The following is a 16,235-nucleotide window of genomic DNA, read 5'->3' on the forward strand; positions in this document are numbered from 1 at the left end:
TTTTGAGCGTTTTGTGGTATATTTGCAGGATTATGCAGAAGCCATCTATATACGAACAATTGCGCCAACGGATTTTAGTCCTGGACGGTGCCATGGGTTCATTGATTCAAGAATATAAATTATCGGATGCCGATTACCGTGGTGATCGGTTTAAGGATTTTCCGCACGAGGTAAAGGGAAACAATGATTTGCTTTCCATCACACGACCGGACGTTATCAAGGAAATTCATGCCAAGTATTTTGAGGCAGGCGCTGATATTGCCGAAACGAATACATTCTCGGGTACGTCCATTGCGATGGCCGACTATCACATGGAGGATTTGGTATATGAATTAAATTATGAATCTGCTAAAATTGCCCGGGAGGTTGCTGATGAATTTACGGCAAAAAATCCTCATAAGCCGCGTTATGTGGCTGGATCGATTGGACCCACAAACCGTACACTTTCCTTATCTCCAGATGTAAATGATCCTGGTTATCGGGCCGTTACCTTCGATGAATTAGTAGAAGCTTATACCGAGCAAGTACGAGGTTTAGTGGATGGTGGAGCAGATGTATTATTGGTCGAGACGGTTTTTGATACGCTGAATGCGAAAGCTGCGCTATTCGCAATTGATCAGTTTTTCAAGACGAATCCTAGCAAGCCTTATTTGCCTATCATGGTTTCAGGTACGATTACGGATGCCTCGGGTAGAACCTTGTCGGGCCAAACAACGGAGGCGTTTTTAACTTCCATTTCGCACATGCCACTCTTATCGGTAGGTTTAAACTGTGCATTAGGAGCTGATTTGATGCGTCCCTATGTCAAGACGCTTAACGATAAATCACCTTTTTATGTATCTGCGCACCCGAATGCGGGTCTGCCGAATGAGATGGGTGAATACGATCAAAGCCCAGAACAAATGGCTGAGGTTATCGAGGACTTTTTACAGCATGGTTTTGTGAATATTATTGGGGGATGTTGTGGGACGACTCCTGCACACATTCGTGCCATTGCTGAAATTGCAGCTAAATACGCGCCACATCAACTGCCTGTAACTGGTCATAATCAAAAACTTTCAGGCTTAGAGCCTCTGGAAATCACCGAGTTGACCAATTTTGTTAATGTGGGTGAACGTTGTAACGTAACGGGTTCAAAGAAATTTGCTCGCTTGATTCGCGAAGAGAATTTCGAGGAAGCCATTGCAGTTGCCCGCGAACAAGTAGATGGCGGTGCTCAGATTTTAGATGTCAACATGGATGAGGGGATGATTGATGGCGTGAAAATGATGCCACAATTCCTGAATTTATTGATGGCGGAACCGGATATCGCGCGATTGCCTATTATGATTGATTCATCCAAATGGGAGGTCATCGAAGCAGGGTTAAAATGTGTGCAAGGGAAATCTGTTGTTAATTCAATCTCCTTGAAAGAAGGAGAAGAGCGATTCATCGAATTAGCGAATAAAGTAAAACAGTATGGTGCTTCCGTAGTCGTGATGGCTTTTGACGAAACGGGTCAAGCGGATTCATACGAACGTCGGATTGAAATTTGTGAACGTGCCTATCGGATTTTGGTAGACCAAGTGGGCTTACCCGCGGAAGACATCATTTTCGATCCGAATATTTTAACGGTTGCGACAGGAATCGATGAGCATAATAATTATGCGAATGATTTCATCAAAGCGACGAAATGGATTAAAGAAAATTTACCCCTAGCTAAAGTATCAGGTGGGGTTTCCAATATTTCCTTCTCTTTCCGCGGTAACGAACCCGTTCGAGAAGCAATGCATACGGTCTTTTTGTATCACGCGATCAAAGCGGGTATGGATATGGGAATCGTGAATGCTAGTCAATTAGGCGTATATGATCAAATTGACCCAGTACTTCGCGAATTATGTGAGGATGTTCTGTTGAATCGGAATGCTGAAGCAACAGAGAAATTGGTGCATTTTGCCGAGACGGTAAAGTCGGTGGGTAAAGAGGCCGTTATCGATGACGCATGGCGTTCATTGCCTGTCAACAAACGTTTGGAGCATGCCTTAATCAAAGGTTTGACGGAGTTTATTGATGAGGATGTGGAAGAAGCGCGTCAATTAGTAGAACGTCCTATCCAGGTGATTGAAGGTCCTTTAATGGATGGAATGAATGTGGTGGGTGACTTATTTGGTGAAGGAAAAATGTTCTTGCCGCAAGTGGTAAAGTCGGCGCGTGTCATGAAAAAGGCCGTTGCTTATTTATTACCATTTATCGAAGCTGAGAAGCAAGGGGGAGAAAGTTCATCGGCGGGTAAAATTCTAATGGCTACGGTTAAAGGCGATGTGCATGATATTGGTAAAAATATCGTAGGCGTCGTTTTGGCATGTAATAATTATGAGGTAATCGACATCGGGGTGATGGTGTCATGTGAGAAAATTTTGGCAGCTGCTAAGGAGCATAGCGTTGATATCATCGGTTTATCGGGCTTAATTACGCCATCTTTGGATGAGATGGTTTATGTGGCCAAAGAAATGGAGCGCCAAGGATTTAAGGTGCCTTTGTTGATTGGTGGAGCAACAACCTCTCGTATACATACTGCAGTTAAGATCGATCCGCATTACAGCGGTCCTGTTATTCACGTGCTGGATGCGTCGCGTTCCGTTCCTGTGGCAGGTCGTTTGTTGCAAAGTGAATTGACCTCGCAAGAAATCTTCAGCGAGATTAAACAAGAATATGCGGAATTACGGGTGTCGCATGCTGCACGCCAACAAGAAAAAAATTACTTGTCGATTGAGCAAGCGCGTCAAAAATCTACTGGAATCGATTGGGCTGGATTCAAGGCTAAGAAGCCGAGTTTCTTGGGTGTGAAATATTTCCAAGATTATGATTTAGCGGAAATAGCTCAATACATTGATTGGACGCCATTCTTCTCGACTTGGCAATTGTCAGGCAAATATCCTCGGATATTTGAGAACGAGACGATAGGCCAAGAAGCAAGGAAATTATTCAATGATGCGCAAGCGCTGTTAAAGGAAATTGTTGACAATAAATTATTGACCGCCAAAGCGGCATTAGGTTTCTTTCCCGCGAATGGATTTGGGGATGATATTATTTTGCATGATATCGTGGAGCAGGTCAAAGAAGTTCCTTGCGACAAACATGGGGTTCATACACATATCGAATACGATATCGTTCAAAAGGATGAAACATCGGATTCGAATGCTTGGTTACATCATTTGCGCCAACAAGGTCAGAAGGCTGCTAGTCTTCCCAATCGATGCTTGAGTGATTTTGTTGCCCCATTGGAAACAGGAGAAACGGATTACGTAGGAGCTTTTGCTGTGACAACTGGCGTTGGTATTGAGGTTTTATTGGAACGCTTTGAAAAAGAGCATGATGATTATAATTCCATCATGGTGAAAGCCTTAGCGGATCGTTTGGCAGAAGCTTTTGCAGAATTGATGCACGCACGCGTGCGCAAAGAGTTCTGGGCTTATGCTTCTGAAGAGAACCTGAGCAATGAAGAATTGATTTCGGAGAAATACCAAGGCATTCGTCCGGCTCCAGGTTATCCTGCTTGCCCAGATCATACCGAGAAAAAGCGATTATTTGAATTGCTAGATGCTGAAAAGCAATTGGGAATTGAATTAACAGAAAGTTATGCGATGCATCCCGCTTCATCGGTTTCAGGATTCTATTTTTCTCATCCAGAAAGTACTTATTTTGGATTAGGTAAAATCGCGAAAGATCAAGTCTTGGATTACGCTTCTCGTAAAGGAATGAGCGTAGAGGAAATTGAACGTTGGTTAAGTCCAGTATTAACCTATGATGTTTAAAATAGCATGACAAAAATTACACAATATATTGAGGAAGCGAAGGGGAAAACATTATTCTCTATTGAGATTATTCCACCGATGAAAGGCCAACATTTGGGTGAATTAGTTTCCCACATTGAGCCATTGATGGAATTCAATCCACCATTCATCGAGGTGACCTATCACCGCGAGGAATATGTAGAAAAAATGGTTGATGGACTTTTGAAGCGGATTCCAATTCGGAAGCGTCCGGGTACCTTAGGTATTTGTGCTGCTATTATGCAGAAATTCAAGGTAGAAGCCGTTCCGCATGTCATTTGTGGCGGTTTTACCAAAGAGGAGACGGAAGATTTCTTAATTGATTTACATTATTTAGGCATCGAAAATGCGTTAATTTTACGAGGCGATCAGGAAAAAGGGGAGGAAAGGTTTATTCCTAAACCCGGGGGACATGCGTATGCCAATGAATTGGTCGAACAAGTTCACGCCATGAATCAAGGGATTTTATTGCATGAAGAAACGGAATCCTTGCCCACCAACTTCTGTATAGGCGTTGCGGCTTATCCGGAAAAGCATTTCGAAGCCGTTTCATTGGATGAGGATATGCGCTTTTTAAAACAAAAAGTGGATGCCGGTGCGGATTATATTGTGACACAAATGTTCTTCAATAATCAGCATTATTTTGATTTCGTTGATAAATGCCGTGCTATGGACATTCATGTGCCCATTATTCCTGGTATTAAGCCAATAGCGACTGCACGTCAACTTGAAATTTTACCTGAAATTTTCCATTTAGAAATGCCAGAGGCCTTGGCTTCTGAGGTTAGAAAGTGTTCAAATAATGCTGCAATCAAACAAGTAGGCGTAGAATGGGCGGTCCAACAAGGTAAAGAATTGATTCAAGCGGGTGTTCCTGCTTTGCATTTCTATACCATGAGTAAATCCGATAGCGTTCATGCCATTGCCTCGCAATTGTTCTAGCTAACATCTTTCCAGTTTTCCCCTTTCTTAATTCGCGTCACCTGGGTCGAGGTGATACCGAATTGCTTGGCAATCATTTTAGGCCTACTTTTTCCAGATAGAAGCATTTGCTTGATGATCTTAACCTTCCCTGAATTGAGCTTATAATGTTTGCCCGTGGATGGTTTCCGCTTATTTATGTTGGCTGGATTCAGTCGGTTATGTGCTGTCAATTGGGGACGCGATACCCATTTTAGGTTGTTCACTTCATTATTTAATTTGTCATAATCGAGGTGAATAACAAAAAGATCATCTGCAGATTGCTTCGCTACGAAATGGAGCGCTACCAATTTATGTAAGTAAAAGTTTACATGTTCGGTACCAATCCGAATATTAAGTGTTCGATAGCCTTGGATACTTGAGCCTTGTAAGATTTTTTGATGCTTATTTCGAACTCTGCCAAAGTTTGAGATTTGATAAATTTGATCAGTCGGAATGGGCAATTGAATAAATGCCCATTTTTCCGTCCATGTAGAACGTGTAAGCATAAGATTGTGTGTTAGTGGTTGTAATTGAGCGTTAAGCTAAGCTAAAATCGCGAGATATTTCACTATTATTGTACCAACAAACTGATAATATGCGCGTCTTAGTTTACGGAGCTTCCACGAATCCTACTCGATATGCTTATTTAGCAACAAATCTATTGTTGGAGAAAGGCCACGAAGTGTTTTTAGTCGGAATAAAAAAAGGAGAGGTTCAAGGAATTGAGATCCAAAATAATCAGCCGATTATTTCTGAAATAGATACGGTGACATTGTATGTCGGCCAGTCACACCAACAAGATTTGTTGGCATATTTAAATCAATTAAACCCTAAGCGTGTGATTTTTAATCCAGGAACTGAGAATCCTGCATTAATGTCTGCGTTACACAAACAAGGTATTGAGGTAGAAGAGGCCTGTACGCTCGTGATGTTGCATACAGGCCAGTTCTGATTTAGATCGCAGTTAGCGTAAATTCGAATTCCTCCATAATCAGGTTCGCCAATAATTTCTTACAAGCTTCCGTTACAATCTCATTCGCCGCTGCTTCTGTTGCTGCTTCTAATTGTAAAGTGATATGCTTTCCAATACGAACATCAGATACTTGCGTGATATTTAAGTTTTGTAAGCCGATACGAACTGCTTTTCCTTGTGGGTCAAGAATTTCTTTTTGAGGCATTACATTGATTTCGGCGATGAATTTCATTTTTGAATGGATTTATTTAACGAAAGAATACCTGAGAGAGCAATATAAGATATCACTAAAACAGGGAAAGCTGCAAATTTAAGCATTACTAGCAAAGCAACGCAATAAATTAAAAATAAGTATTTGCTTTGATTATCGGCCCAAGACCATGTCTTGAATTTAAAGGCCATCAAAGGTAATTCAGATACGAGTAAATAACTCATTAATATACTGTAGATCAATAGACCTTGGTAATGTAAAATATAAGTCGTGTATTCCGGTTGGAAATGTAAGATCAAAGGCAATGAAGCTACCAAAAGACCATTTGCCGGCGTAGGAACACCAATAAAGGAATCCGTTTGACGTGTATCAATGTTGAATTTTGCCAAACGATAGGCCGACATTAATGCTAATGAGAAGACTAAGAAAGGCTTGTGAAAACCAAAAGGTCCAGTTGTACATTGAGCTCCACAACTTTGTTCCACTAAATTCAAAAGCATAAAGCTTGGGAGTATTCCAAAAGAAACTACATCAGCCAATGAATCAAGCTCTTTGCCTAATTCAGAATAAGCTTGCAGAAGGCGCGCCAAAAATCCATCCAAGAAATCACAAACCAAGGAAATGAAAATGCAATAAGATGCATAAAGAACGTTTCCTTGCATTACAAAATACAATCCCATGCAACCTGCTAACAGGTTACCTAAGGTCAATAGATTAGGGATTTCCTTTTTCATGCTTTAACAAATGGGTTTGAGATTTTTTCTGCTGATATCGTTGTTGACGGTCCATGTCCAGGAAATACGTTTGTTTCCCCTGGCAAGGTATATAATTGCGTTTTGATACTATTTACCAAATCTGCGTGATTGCAGAGTGGGAAATCCGTCCGACCAATACTGCGTTTAAACAAAACATCCCCTCCAAATACCCATCCCATGGATGCCTCATAAAATGCCACATGCCCCGGCGCATGTCCGGGTACGAACAAAACCTTGAAATTCATTTCTCCCACCTGAATTTGTTCATCGTTGACTAGCCAACGATCGACTTCGGCAGCTTGGAAATGTGGGAATCCGTAAACCTGTGCACGGTTGATTGCATCGTCCAACAAGGGTTTGTCGAATGGGTGTAGACAAAAAGGAATTTTATAGGTTTGTTGGAAATAAGCAACACCTAACACATGATCAATGTGCGCGTGTGTATTCAGAATATAATGAAGCTTAATTCCTTTTGACTCGATAAAGTCTTGCATTTCTTTTCGCTCTTCATAGGTATAGCAACCTGGATCGATAACGATCCCATTACCTGCGTCATCCCAAACGAAATAGGCATTCTCTTGAAACGGGTTACAGGTAATAGCTTCTTGGTAAATCACGAAAATAAATTTTGGTGCAAATTACGAATTTTATGAGCGACCCAATAGGAAGATACAAGGTTTTTTGTGCAGGTCGGGCTTCTCTGCCGCCCATTGTTGTAAGCTTTTCGTTTGCGTAAATCCCGTAGGGTCTTGGATGTTGCAGCCAATTGCCAACAATTGATTTCCGGGTAATTGCTGAATTAAATCATCCAGCATCGCATTGTTTCGATACGGTGTTTCGATGAATAATTGGGTTTCACCCGTTTTCTCGACATCTTTTTGTAAGGTTTCGATGCGGCGAATTCGCGCAGCGCGATCGATAGGTAGGTATCCATGAAAGCGAAACTGTTGGCCCGAAAATCCCGAAGCCATCAATGCTAATAGGATAGAGGAGGGGCCAACCAAAGGTAAAACTTCGATTCCCATTTCCTGTGCTATAGCAACCGCCAATGCACCCGGATCGGCAACACCGGGACAGCCTGCTTCTGAAATGATACCAATCAATTCAGCAGAAATATGCTTGTTGAAAAAATCGGTAACTGTTTTCCGCTCTGTATCCTTATCTAAAATTTCAAACGTTAAGTCATCGATTTGAATGCCTAATTTTAACTCACTGATGAATCTACGCGCGGTTCGTACATTCTCTACGAGAAAATGTTTCGTTTGAAGAATGGCTTGTCGTACTTCTTCCGGGAGAACTTGTGCGGCTGTTTGTTCTGCTATGGGGCAGGGGATGAGCACTAACTTCATAGAATTTCTTTTAATACCTGAATAAATGCTTCCGGTTGGTCTGCCTGTACCCAATGCCCCGCGTTTGGTATTTCAATCAATTCGAAATTGGGGAATATCTCAGCAATATATCGTTCATCTTCCGGTTGGATATAATGTGAATTCGCCCCTTTGATGAAATATGTTTCTGTTTCGCAGGCATTTTTGATGAACAGCTCATGCCCAACCACATCTATGTTTTTGGTGATAACGGGTAAATTGATTCGCCAAGCAAATGCGCCTTCGGAATTGCGGTACAGGTTCTTCAGTAGAAACTGGCGCACACCTTCATTTTCCTCAAATCGCTTCATGTGCTCGTTGGCATCATTTCTGCTTTGTATCGCTGAAAGATCTACGGAATTTAATCCAGATAAGATACTAGTGTGGTGAACCGGATAGAATTTAGGAGCAATATCCACCACAATGATTTTTTGCGCGATTCCTGGGTAATTTAAGCCAAACTGCATGACCGTTTTGCCGCCCATCGAATGACCGATGATGATCGGATTTTCTAGGTGATGGTCTTCGATAAATTCTCTCAAGTCGGCAGCCATCACTTGGTAGTCGAATTCGTCCGACCAGGGCGATTGACCATGGTTGCGTTGGTCTAACAAAAATACTCGGTTGGTTTCGGCGAAAGCCTTGGCAATGCCTAACCAATTATCGGAGGTGCCAAATATTCCATGTAGAATGATGATGGGGGTTCCCGTTGTGCCAACGGTGCGGGCGAATAGTTTCATTAGGCTAAATAAATGGCTTTATCTTTTGCTTTGGTTAATTCTCCGATGGGGCTTAATTCCAATCCATGCGATGATGCAAAGGATTCAAATTCAGCAGTATGTTCAGCTTCTACAGCGATTAACAATCCTCCTGATGTTTGTGGGTCCGCCCCAATGTATTGTTGGCGTTCATTGATTTCATCACTTAAACGATGACCATAGCTCGCTAAATTTCGAGAAGTACCGCCTGGAAAGCATTTTTGATCTAAATAGAAAGCGATATTCGGGAGCAATGGTAGGCTTTCAAAGTCAATTTTGGCACTCAGGCCTGAGCCATCAGCCATCTCGACTAAATGGCCAAATAAACCAAATCCAGTTACATCTGTAAGTGATTTCACATAAGATAAAGGTCCTAAATGTGCTCCGAATGAATTCAAGGTGCTCATTTGTTTGACTGCGCGACCCAGGTCACCTTCGCTAACAATCCCGCGTTTTTGTCCGGTTGTTAGGATACCAACGCCCAATGGCTTTGTTAAATATAGGATACAGCCTTCTGTGGCTGTGTCGTTTTGTTTGAGCTCTTCTTTTTTTACTTTTCCGGTTACAGCTAAACCAAATATCGGTTCGGGAGAGTCGATGGAATGACCACCGGCTAATGGAATGCCAGCTTCTGCACATGCAGCTCGACCACCTTCGAGTACTTGAGCGGCAATTTCAGGAGCTAATTTTTCGATGGGCCAACCTAGGATGGCAATAGCCATAAGTGGAGTTCCACCCATCGCATAAATATCGGAGATTGCATTGGTCGCAGCAATTTTACCGAAATCAAAAGGGTCATCGACAATCGGCATGAAAAAGTCTGTCGTTGAAATAACAGCTTCTCCATTTTGCCAATCGAAAACGGCAGCATCATCTCGGCTCTCATTACCTACAAGTAACAGGGGGTGATGTTTCTTGGGAGTATTTGATTTTAGAATCGTATCTAATATCTGAGGGGAAATTTTACATCCGCATCCTGCACCATGTGAAAATGCCGTTAATTTAATGGGTTCGTTGTTCGTTTGCATAATTTGAATTCTTAGGCAAAATTATTCTTTAAATAGTTAAAAATTATCTTTCTGTTAAATTTAAAATGATTTTAGGACTAATCTAGGGCTGTATAATGCGAATAGGTAAAATTAATATGCCTTTAATGCTAAATATCAGATAATTATATGGCAAATGGATGCAAAAGCTTTTCGTTTATTTTTGGAGTATTTGATTTTTTAGGTTTATTTTGTGGCTTAATTCTTCAAATTAAAATATAACTAAATTCCAAATTTATGCAGAGAAGATTTATTACTCATTCTGTGTTGTTAGGAGCATTTTTAATGCTTTTGATGGCACTACCCATTGGGCAAGTATTTGCACAGGGTTCTACCACTTCCGCTTTATCGGGAAGTGTTGTTGATGAAAAGGGTGAAGGCTTACCGGGAGCTACGGTAATTGCTATTCACGAGCCAACAGGTTCTCGTTACGGTGCGTCTACACGTGCTGACGGTCGTTACAACATCGTAAACATGCGTGTGGGTGGTCCATACAAAGTTTCTGTAACTTTCGTAGGTTACAAAGAAGCAGTTCAGTCAGGTATCGTTTTAACGTTGGCTTCTGAACTACGTCAAAACTTCAAGTTAGAGGTAAATCAATCTCAATTAGAGGAAGTAAAAGTAGTTGCATCTCGTTCATCTGTGATTAACTCAGGTCGTACGGGTGCTGCAACAACCGTTTCTAACTCGAGTATTACAACGTTACCAACTTTGAATCGTTCATTAGGTGATTTTGCTCGTTTAGATCCACGTGCGAATGGTTTGAACTTTGCAGGTCGTAATGCATTGTACAACAACATTACGGTTGATGGTGCATTCTTCAATAATACATTTGCTTTGTCATCTACGATTGGTGGTCAAACAGGCGCTTCTCCTATTTCAGTAGATGCGATTGATCAGTTCCAAGTAATCATTGCTCCTTATGACGTACGTCAAGGTATGGCAACGGGTGCAAACATCAACGTGGTAACGAAGTCGGGTACAAACGATTGGACGGGTTCTGGTTATTATTTTGGAACAAACGAAGGTTTGGTAGGAAATAAAATCGGTGATGCGACAAGTCAATATGGTAAATTTAACCGTGGTCAATATGGTGCTCGCGTTGGTGGTGCCATCATCAAGAACAAATTATTTGTTTTTGGCTCATTTGAGCAAGAGGCAACTACGGAGCCAGGTTCAAACTTTGTTGCAACTCGTACGGGAACGGAGCCTAATAAATCAATTGCGAAAGCAGAAGATTTAGATCGTTTGAAGCAATTTTTGTTAACTAAATATAGCTACGATCCGGGTGCTTACGAGAATTACAACAAAGAAAAGTATTCTCAGAAGGCCAATTTGCGTATCGACTGGAATATTTCAGATAAGCACAAGTTCAACTTCAAGTACAATTACTTGCGTTCTTATGCTGATATTTCTCCGTCTAGCTCAGGATCTTTATCCGGTGGTCGTAACCCATCTGCTAATGTATTGCCTTTCCAAGGATCTTTATATCGAATCAATAATAACTTAGATTCATACATTGCTGAATTGAACTCGACATTCTCAAATTCAATTTCAAATAACTTCACAGTAGGTTATACCGCGATGCGCGATTACCGTGAATCTCCTGTGAATAATAACGCATTCCCAATGGTTGATATTGGAAACGGAAACTTGAATGAATTAACGGCATTTGGTTATGAGCCATTTTCGGCGAACAACCGTTTGGATTCTGACGTTTTTCAAATGTCGGATAACTTAACAATCTACAAAGGAAAACATGTATATACCTTAGGTATTGCTTATGAAGCCAACTCATTCTTGAATGGTTTTGCGCCTAATTATTTCGGTGGTTACCAATTTAGATCAATTGATGACTTTATTGCATCAGCAACTTCTGGAGTATCAAATGCTGTGCGTTTTACACAAAACTCATCGAACTATGCGGAGTTTCCATTTGCTGAAATGAAAGGAAGTACATTCTCTTTCTATGGTCAAGATGAAATTACAGCTGCTAAAGGCTTGAAATTGACATTTGGTCTACGTGGTGATGCAACTTCGTTCCCATCATTCGATGAGCCTAAATACACGAATACATATGTTCCTGCATTAACTTTCCGTGATGGTGTTAAATTAGAAACGAACAAATTTCCAGGTACAACAATATTGTGGTCTCCACGTTTCGGATTTAACTGGGATGTGAAAGATGATAAAACGACACAAATTCGTGGAGGTTTAGGCATCTTCTCAGGTCGTGTACCTTATGTTTGGTTGTCTAACCAATTATCAAACAATGGAGTATTGTTTAGTTCAGAAACATTAAATAACCCAACAAACCGTCCATTTAACGCGGATGTTAACGCATATCGTCCTGCTGTTGCTTCAACAGTTAATCCGATTGCTTATAACTTAGCGGTGACTGATCCAAACTTTAAATTCCCACAAATTTTCCGTGCGAATTTAGCTGCTGATAAGCAATTCGGAGATGGTTGGATCGTATCATTAGAAGGTATCTACACGAAAGATATGAATGCGGTTTATTTAGAGAACGTAAACTTACCTAATTCAGCTGTGAAAGCTGTAGGTGCGGATAATCGTACGATTTTCTACACAGCTTCTACTGCAGGTATCCCTACGAATACACGTATCAATCAGATTTACGGAAACGTAAAAGGTGTTAATGCTCCCGCTGCAGGAAACTCAGCAACTGCACCTAACATCTCTGATGCAATTGTTATTAAGAACACAGATTTAGGTTATTCATATGCTGTTACAGCAACGATTTCTAAAACTTTTGAAAACGGATTATTTGCTTCATTAGCTTATACAAACTCTGATTCTCGTTCAGTGAATGATGGTGGTTCGATTGCACAATCACAATGGAGAGACCGCGTTGTTTCGGGTGATCCAAATGAGAATGTTGCATCTTACTCTTCGTACATGCAATCGCACCGTATCAACGCATATGGTTCGTATAAATTGAATTACTTGAATGAAAAGGCTTCGACTACATTTGGTTTTACTTATTCAGTAGCACCAGCAGGTCGTTTCTCATACACATATTCAGGTGATATGAACGGAGATGGTCAAACTGCAAATGATTTGATGTACATCCCTCGTGGACAATCTGAAATCATGTTGAAAGATTTGGGAACATACACCGCTGCCCAACAATGGAATGATTTAGATAAATACATCTCTCAAGATGCTTACTTATCATCTCGTCGTGGCCAATATGCAGAACGTAATGGTGCTGAGTTACCTTGGGCTGCTAACTTTGATTTCAAAGTAATCCAAGATTTCTACATCAATGTTGCTGGCAAGAAAAATACATTACAATTTACTTTGGATGTGTTTAACTTCGGTAACTACGTTTCTCCACAGTGGGGTTTAAACCAATCTGCACTTCGTGCAGGCTTGTTGAGCTATACGGGTAACGATGCGGCAACTGGCAAGCCAGTTTTCACATTCCCTTACCGTTCAGGTACAACACCATTATCTGAGACTTTCCAACGTTCTTTTGGACTTGGATCTCGTTGGCAAGCACAATTCGGTGTTCGTTATATCTTCAACTAAGATATTCCAAATCCGAAATAAAAAGGCTGCTCGAAAGAGCAGCCTTTTTTGTTGGTCCATATTTCTTTGGTCGTATATATTCCCTAGGCTAAAGCCTAGGGTTTTTAATAACCCCAGACTTTAGTCTGGGGATTAGATGCGATACCTCACTTCTATCTCTTTGGCAAACCTTCCAGGATTGCCAAAGTTTGATGCGTTTTTACGCCGATTCCCTAGGCTAAAGCCTAGGGTTTTTAATAACCCCAGACTTTAGTCTGGGGATTAGATGCAATACCTCGCGTCTATCTCTTTGGCATACCTTCCAGGATTGCCAAAGTTTGAGGCGTTTTTACGCCGATTCCCTAGGCTAAAGCCTAGGGTTTTTAATAACCCCAGACTTTAGTCTGGGGATTAGACGGCCAAGTATCGCGTCTCTACAGAAAGCACAAAAAAAGACCGGGTTTCCCCGGTCTTTCATTTAAAACTCTTTATGATGTGCCATTCGATGTAAATCTTCAGGACTTAATGACTTAAAGTATTCATAAGTGATTTTGAGTCCTTCCGCGCGGGATACTTTGGGTTCCCAGCCTAAGATCGACTTAGCCTTGGTAATATCTGGTTTGCGTTGCTTAGGATCATCCGTAGGCAACGGAAGTGATATTAACTTTTGGCTTGTGCCTGTTAATTTGATAATCTCTTCACCAAACTCCTTGATTGTAATTTCATCTGGATTTCCGATGTTCACCGGGTGTGGATAGTCGCTTAATAATAAACGATAAATACCTTCGACTAAATCATCTACGAAGCAGAATGCTCGTGTCTGAGAACCATCTCCAAACATCGTTAAATCCTCGCCTCGTAATGCTTGTCCAATGAACGCTGGTAATACACGGCCATCATTCAGACGCATCCGTGGTCCATACGTGTTAAATATACGAACGATACGCGTTTCTAGGCCATGATAGGTATGGTAAGCCATGGTCATTGCTTCTTGAAAACGTTTTGCTTCATCATACACGCCACGTGGCCCTACCGGGTTAACATTTCCCCAGTATTCTTCGGGTTGCGGATGTACTGTTGGGTCTCCATAAACCTCCGACGTTGATGCGATTAATACGCGTGCATTCTTGACACGTGCCAAACCCAAACAATTGTGGATACCTAGAGAGCCCACTTTCAAGGTTTGAATTGGAATTTTTAAATAATCAATCGGTGATGCTGGAGAAGCGAAATGCAAAATGTAATCTAATTCTCCCGGTACGTGAATGAATTTAGACACGTCGTGGTGATAGAATTCAAAGTGCTCCAATTTGAATAGGTGTTCGATGTTTTTTAAATCACCTGTGATCAAATTATCCATGGCAATCACATGATAACCTTCTTTGATAAATCGATCACACAAATGCGAGCCCAAAAATCCTGCTCCTCCTGTTATTAATATTCTTTTCATGATAACTAGTTAACTGATTGGCGACCTACCGAATAGTATGTGTAGCCTAATTCTTGCATTTGAGGTAATTCGTATAGGTTCCGACCATCAAAAATGACTTTGTTTTTCAATAAGGTTTCCATGCGCTCAAAATCAGGCGTTCTGAATTGTGGCCACTCGGTTACAATCAATAATGCATCTGCACCATCAATCGCGTCATAAGGAGTTTTTGAATACTCTACGACATCCCCAATTTGATCTTGTACATTTTTCATTGCCTCGGGATCATATACACGTACTTTGCATCCTAAGGCTAATAATGCTTCAATGTTGTACAATGCTGGTGCCTCACGAATATCATCTGTATAGGGCTTAAATGCTAATCCCCAAATTCCGATTGTTTTACCTGCTAAATCATTTTTGAAATGCCCCTGGATATAGGGCATCAATTTCGTCTTTTGCAATTCATTGACACGCATCACTGAATCCAAAATGTGGAATTGATAATCATTCTCCTCAGATGTTTTAGCTAATGCTTGCACATCTTTTGGAAAACATGAACCGCCATAACCAATACCTGCAAATAAGAAACGCTTACCGATACGTGAGTCAGTACCGATGCCACGACGAATATCGTCTACATTAGCACCTACCTTCTCGCATAAGTTGGCAATTTCATTCATGAACGTAATCTTGGTTGCTAAAAATGCATTAGCGGCGTATTTGGTCATCTCCGCAGAACGCTCATCCATGAAAATGATGGGATTTCCTTGGCGAACCAATGGCGCATATAATTTGCTCATCATTTCCTTGGCACGATCTGATTGAGTTCCAATCACAACGCGATCTGGCTTCATGAAATCTTCTACCGCAACTCCTTCACGTAAAAATTCAGGATTTGAAACAACGTCAAAAGGAAATTTTGCCTCTTTGGCAATCGCAGTTTGAACCAATTCGGATGTACCTACAGGTACAGTACTTTTATCAATAATAACAGTATAATCTGCTAATAAGGGTCCTAAGTCGTTGGCTACCTGTAAGATGTATTTTAAGTCGGCAGATCCATCCTCGCCCGGAGGCGTAGGCAATGCCAAAAAGATGACTTTTGCGCCTTCGATACCCTCTGATAAAGAGGTTGTGAAGTTTAATCGACCTTCATTTACATTCCGATGAAACATATCCTCTAAGCCTGGTTCATAGATAGGAACAATCCCATCTTGCATCTGCTTGATTTTTGCTTCATTAATATCAACACAGGTTACGTGATTTCCTGTTTCCGCGAAACATGTTCCTGTTACGAGTCCTACATATCCTGTTCCTACTACCGCAATTTTCATATAGCTACTTTCTTGATTTAGTTCAAAAATTGACCACTAAATTAGGTATA

General features: G+C 41.1%; 13 protein-coding genes. 4 read left to right on the forward strand and 9 right to left on the reverse strand.

From position 1 onward, the window contains the following. The first annotated feature begins 32 nt into the window (after positions 1-32). Positions 33-3,794, forward strand: coding sequence for a methionine synthase (gene metH / locus PQG45_RS02440; protein WP_315576621.1), 3,762 nt, complete (start codon positions 33-35; stop codon positions 3,792-3,794). Positions 3,795-3,800: 6 nt separating this feature from the next. Beyond that, positions 3,801-4,754 (forward strand): methylenetetrahydrofolate reductase [NAD(P)H], encoded by a 954-nt coding sequence (metF, locus tag PQG45_RS02445; protein ID WP_315576619.1) that lies wholly within the window; start codon positions 3,801-3,803, stop codon positions 4,752-4,754. On the opposite strand, the gene PQG45_RS02450 is transcribed toward metF, so the two are convergent. Continuing rightward, positions 4,751-5,281: an NUMOD4 domain-containing protein gene (locus PQG45_RS02450; protein ID WP_315576617.1), complete on the reverse strand. Its 531-nt coding sequence runs from the start codon at positions 5,279-5,281 to the stop codon at positions 4,751-4,753. The two genes, metF and PQG45_RS02450, sit on opposite strands and share 4 nt — an antisense overlap. An 89-nt stretch (positions 5,282-5,370) precedes the next feature. Between PQG45_RS02450 and PQG45_RS02455 the strand changes: the two genes are divergently transcribed. Then, the gene (locus PQG45_RS02455) at positions 5,371-5,727 is read left to right on the forward strand and encodes a CoA-binding protein (protein ID WP_315576615.1); all 357 of its coding nucleotides are present in this window, start codon (positions 5,371-5,373) and stop codon (positions 5,725-5,727) included. A gap of 1 nt (position 5,728) precedes the next feature. Here PQG45_RS02455 and purS read toward each other — a convergent pair whose 3' ends face one another. The 6 genes from purS to selD are packed head-to-tail and all read right to left on the reverse strand — an operon-like array spanning position 5,729 to position 9,867. Beyond that, positions 5,729-5,980, reverse strand: coding sequence for a phosphoribosylformylglycinamidine synthase subunit PurS (gene purS, locus PQG45_RS02460; RefSeq protein ID WP_315576613.1), 252 nt, complete (start codon positions 5,978-5,980; stop codon positions 5,729-5,731). Further along, complete coding sequence (gene pssA / locus PQG45_RS02465) at positions 5,977-6,693, reverse strand: CDP-diacylglycerol--serine O-phosphatidyltransferase (RefSeq protein WP_315576611.1); 717 nt, start codon at positions 6,691-6,693, stop codon at positions 5,977-5,979. The genes purS and pssA overlap by 4 nt, the downstream gene beginning before the upstream one ends. After that, positions 6,690-7,331, reverse strand: coding sequence for an MBL fold metallo-hydrolase (locus PQG45_RS02470; RefSeq protein ID WP_315576609.1), 642 nt, complete (start codon positions 7,329-7,331; stop codon positions 6,690-6,692). Before PQG45_RS02470 ends, pssA begins: the two co-directional genes overlap by 4 nt. A gap of 30 nt (positions 7,332-7,361) precedes the next feature. After that, positions 7,362-8,063, reverse strand: a complete 702-nt coding sequence (locus PQG45_RS02475; RefSeq protein ID WP_315576607.1) for an SAM-dependent methyltransferase — start codon at positions 8,061-8,063, stop codon at positions 7,362-7,364. Continuing rightward, entirely contained in the window at positions 8,060-8,821 is a 762-nt protein-coding gene (locus tag PQG45_RS02480; protein WP_315576605.1) for an alpha/beta fold hydrolase, read from the reverse strand. Before PQG45_RS02480 ends, PQG45_RS02475 begins: the two co-directional genes overlap by 4 nt. After that, positions 8,821-9,867 carry a selenide, water dikinase SelD gene (selD, locus tag PQG45_RS02485; protein ID WP_315576604.1) on the reverse strand — a complete coding sequence of 349 codons (1,047 nt, stop codon included), beginning with the start codon at positions 9,865-9,867 and terminating at the stop codon, positions 8,821-8,823. Before selD ends, PQG45_RS02480 begins: the two co-directional genes overlap by 1 nt. A 255-nt stretch (positions 9,868-10,122) precedes the next feature. On the opposite strand from selD, the gene PQG45_RS02490 reads away from it, so the two are divergent. After that, positions 10,123-13,440, forward strand: coding sequence for a TonB-dependent receptor (locus tag PQG45_RS02490; protein WP_315576602.1), 3,318 nt, complete (start codon positions 10,123-10,125; stop codon positions 13,438-13,440). A gap of 457 nt (positions 13,441-13,897) precedes the next feature. On the opposite strand, the gene PQG45_RS02495 is transcribed toward PQG45_RS02490, so the two are convergent. Continuing rightward, a complete protein-coding gene (locus PQG45_RS02495; RefSeq protein ID WP_315576600.1) occupies positions 13,898-14,869 on the reverse strand; it encodes a UDP-glucuronic acid decarboxylase family protein in 972 nt (323 codons plus the stop codon). 5 nt (positions 14,870-14,874) lie between these two features. Next, positions 14,875-16,185 carry a UDP-glucose dehydrogenase family protein gene (locus tag PQG45_RS02500; protein ID WP_315576599.1) on the reverse strand — a complete coding sequence of 437 codons (1,311 nt, stop codon included), beginning with the start codon at positions 16,183-16,185 and terminating at the stop codon, positions 14,875-14,877. Between the last annotated feature and the right edge of the window lie 50 nt (positions 16,186-16,235).

The sequence above is a fragment of the Aquirufa regiilacus genome (assembly GCF_032470275.1).
Taxonomy (GTDB): Bacteria; Bacteroidota; Bacteroidia; order Cytophagales; family Spirosomataceae; genus Aquirufa; species Aquirufa regiilacus.

Excerpts from the sequence above, each read along its gene's own strand:
- pssA (WP_315576611.1), bottom strand. The coding sequence starts at position 6,693 with ATGAAAAAGGAAATCCCTAATCTATTGACCTTAGGTAACCTGTTAGCA.
- selD (WP_315576604.1), bottom strand. The coding sequence starts at position 9,867 with ATGCAAACGAACAACGAACCCATTAAATTAACGGCATTTTCACATGGT.
- PQG45_RS02490 (WP_315576602.1), top strand. The coding sequence starts at position 10,123 with ATGCAGAGAAGATTTATTACTCATTCTGTGTTGTTAGGAGCATTTTTA.
- metF (WP_315576619.1), top strand. The coding sequence starts at position 3,801 with ATGACAAAAATTACACAATATATTGAGGAAGCGAAGGGGAAAACATTA.
- PQG45_RS02455 (WP_315576615.1), top strand. The coding sequence starts at position 5,371 with ATGCGCGTCTTAGTTTACGGAGCTTCCACGAATCCTACTCGATATGCT.
- PQG45_RS02450 (WP_315576617.1), bottom strand. The coding sequence starts at position 5,281 with ATGCTTACACGTTCTACATGGACGGAAAAATGGGCATTTATTCAATTG.
- PQG45_RS02475 (WP_315576607.1), bottom strand. The coding sequence starts at position 8,063 with ATGAAGTTAGTGCTCATCCCCTGCCCCATAGCAGAACAAACAGCCGCA.
- PQG45_RS02495 (WP_315576600.1), bottom strand. The coding sequence starts at position 14,869 with ATGAAAAGAATATTAATAACAGGAGGAGCAGGATTTTTGGGCTCGCAT.
- PQG45_RS02480 (WP_315576605.1), bottom strand. The coding sequence starts at position 8,821 with ATGAAACTATTCGCCCGCACCGTTGGCACAACGGGAACCCCCATCATC.
- PQG45_RS02500 (WP_315576599.1), bottom strand. The coding sequence starts at position 16,185 with ATGAAAATTGCGGTAGTAGGAACAGGATATGTAGGACTCGTAACAGGA.
- purS (WP_315576613.1), bottom strand. The coding sequence starts at position 5,980 with ATGAAATTCATCGCCGAAATCAATGTAATGCCTCAAAAAGAAATTCTT.
- metH (WP_315576621.1), top strand. The coding sequence starts at position 33 with ATGCAGAAGCCATCTATATACGAACAATTGCGCCAACGGATTTTAGTC.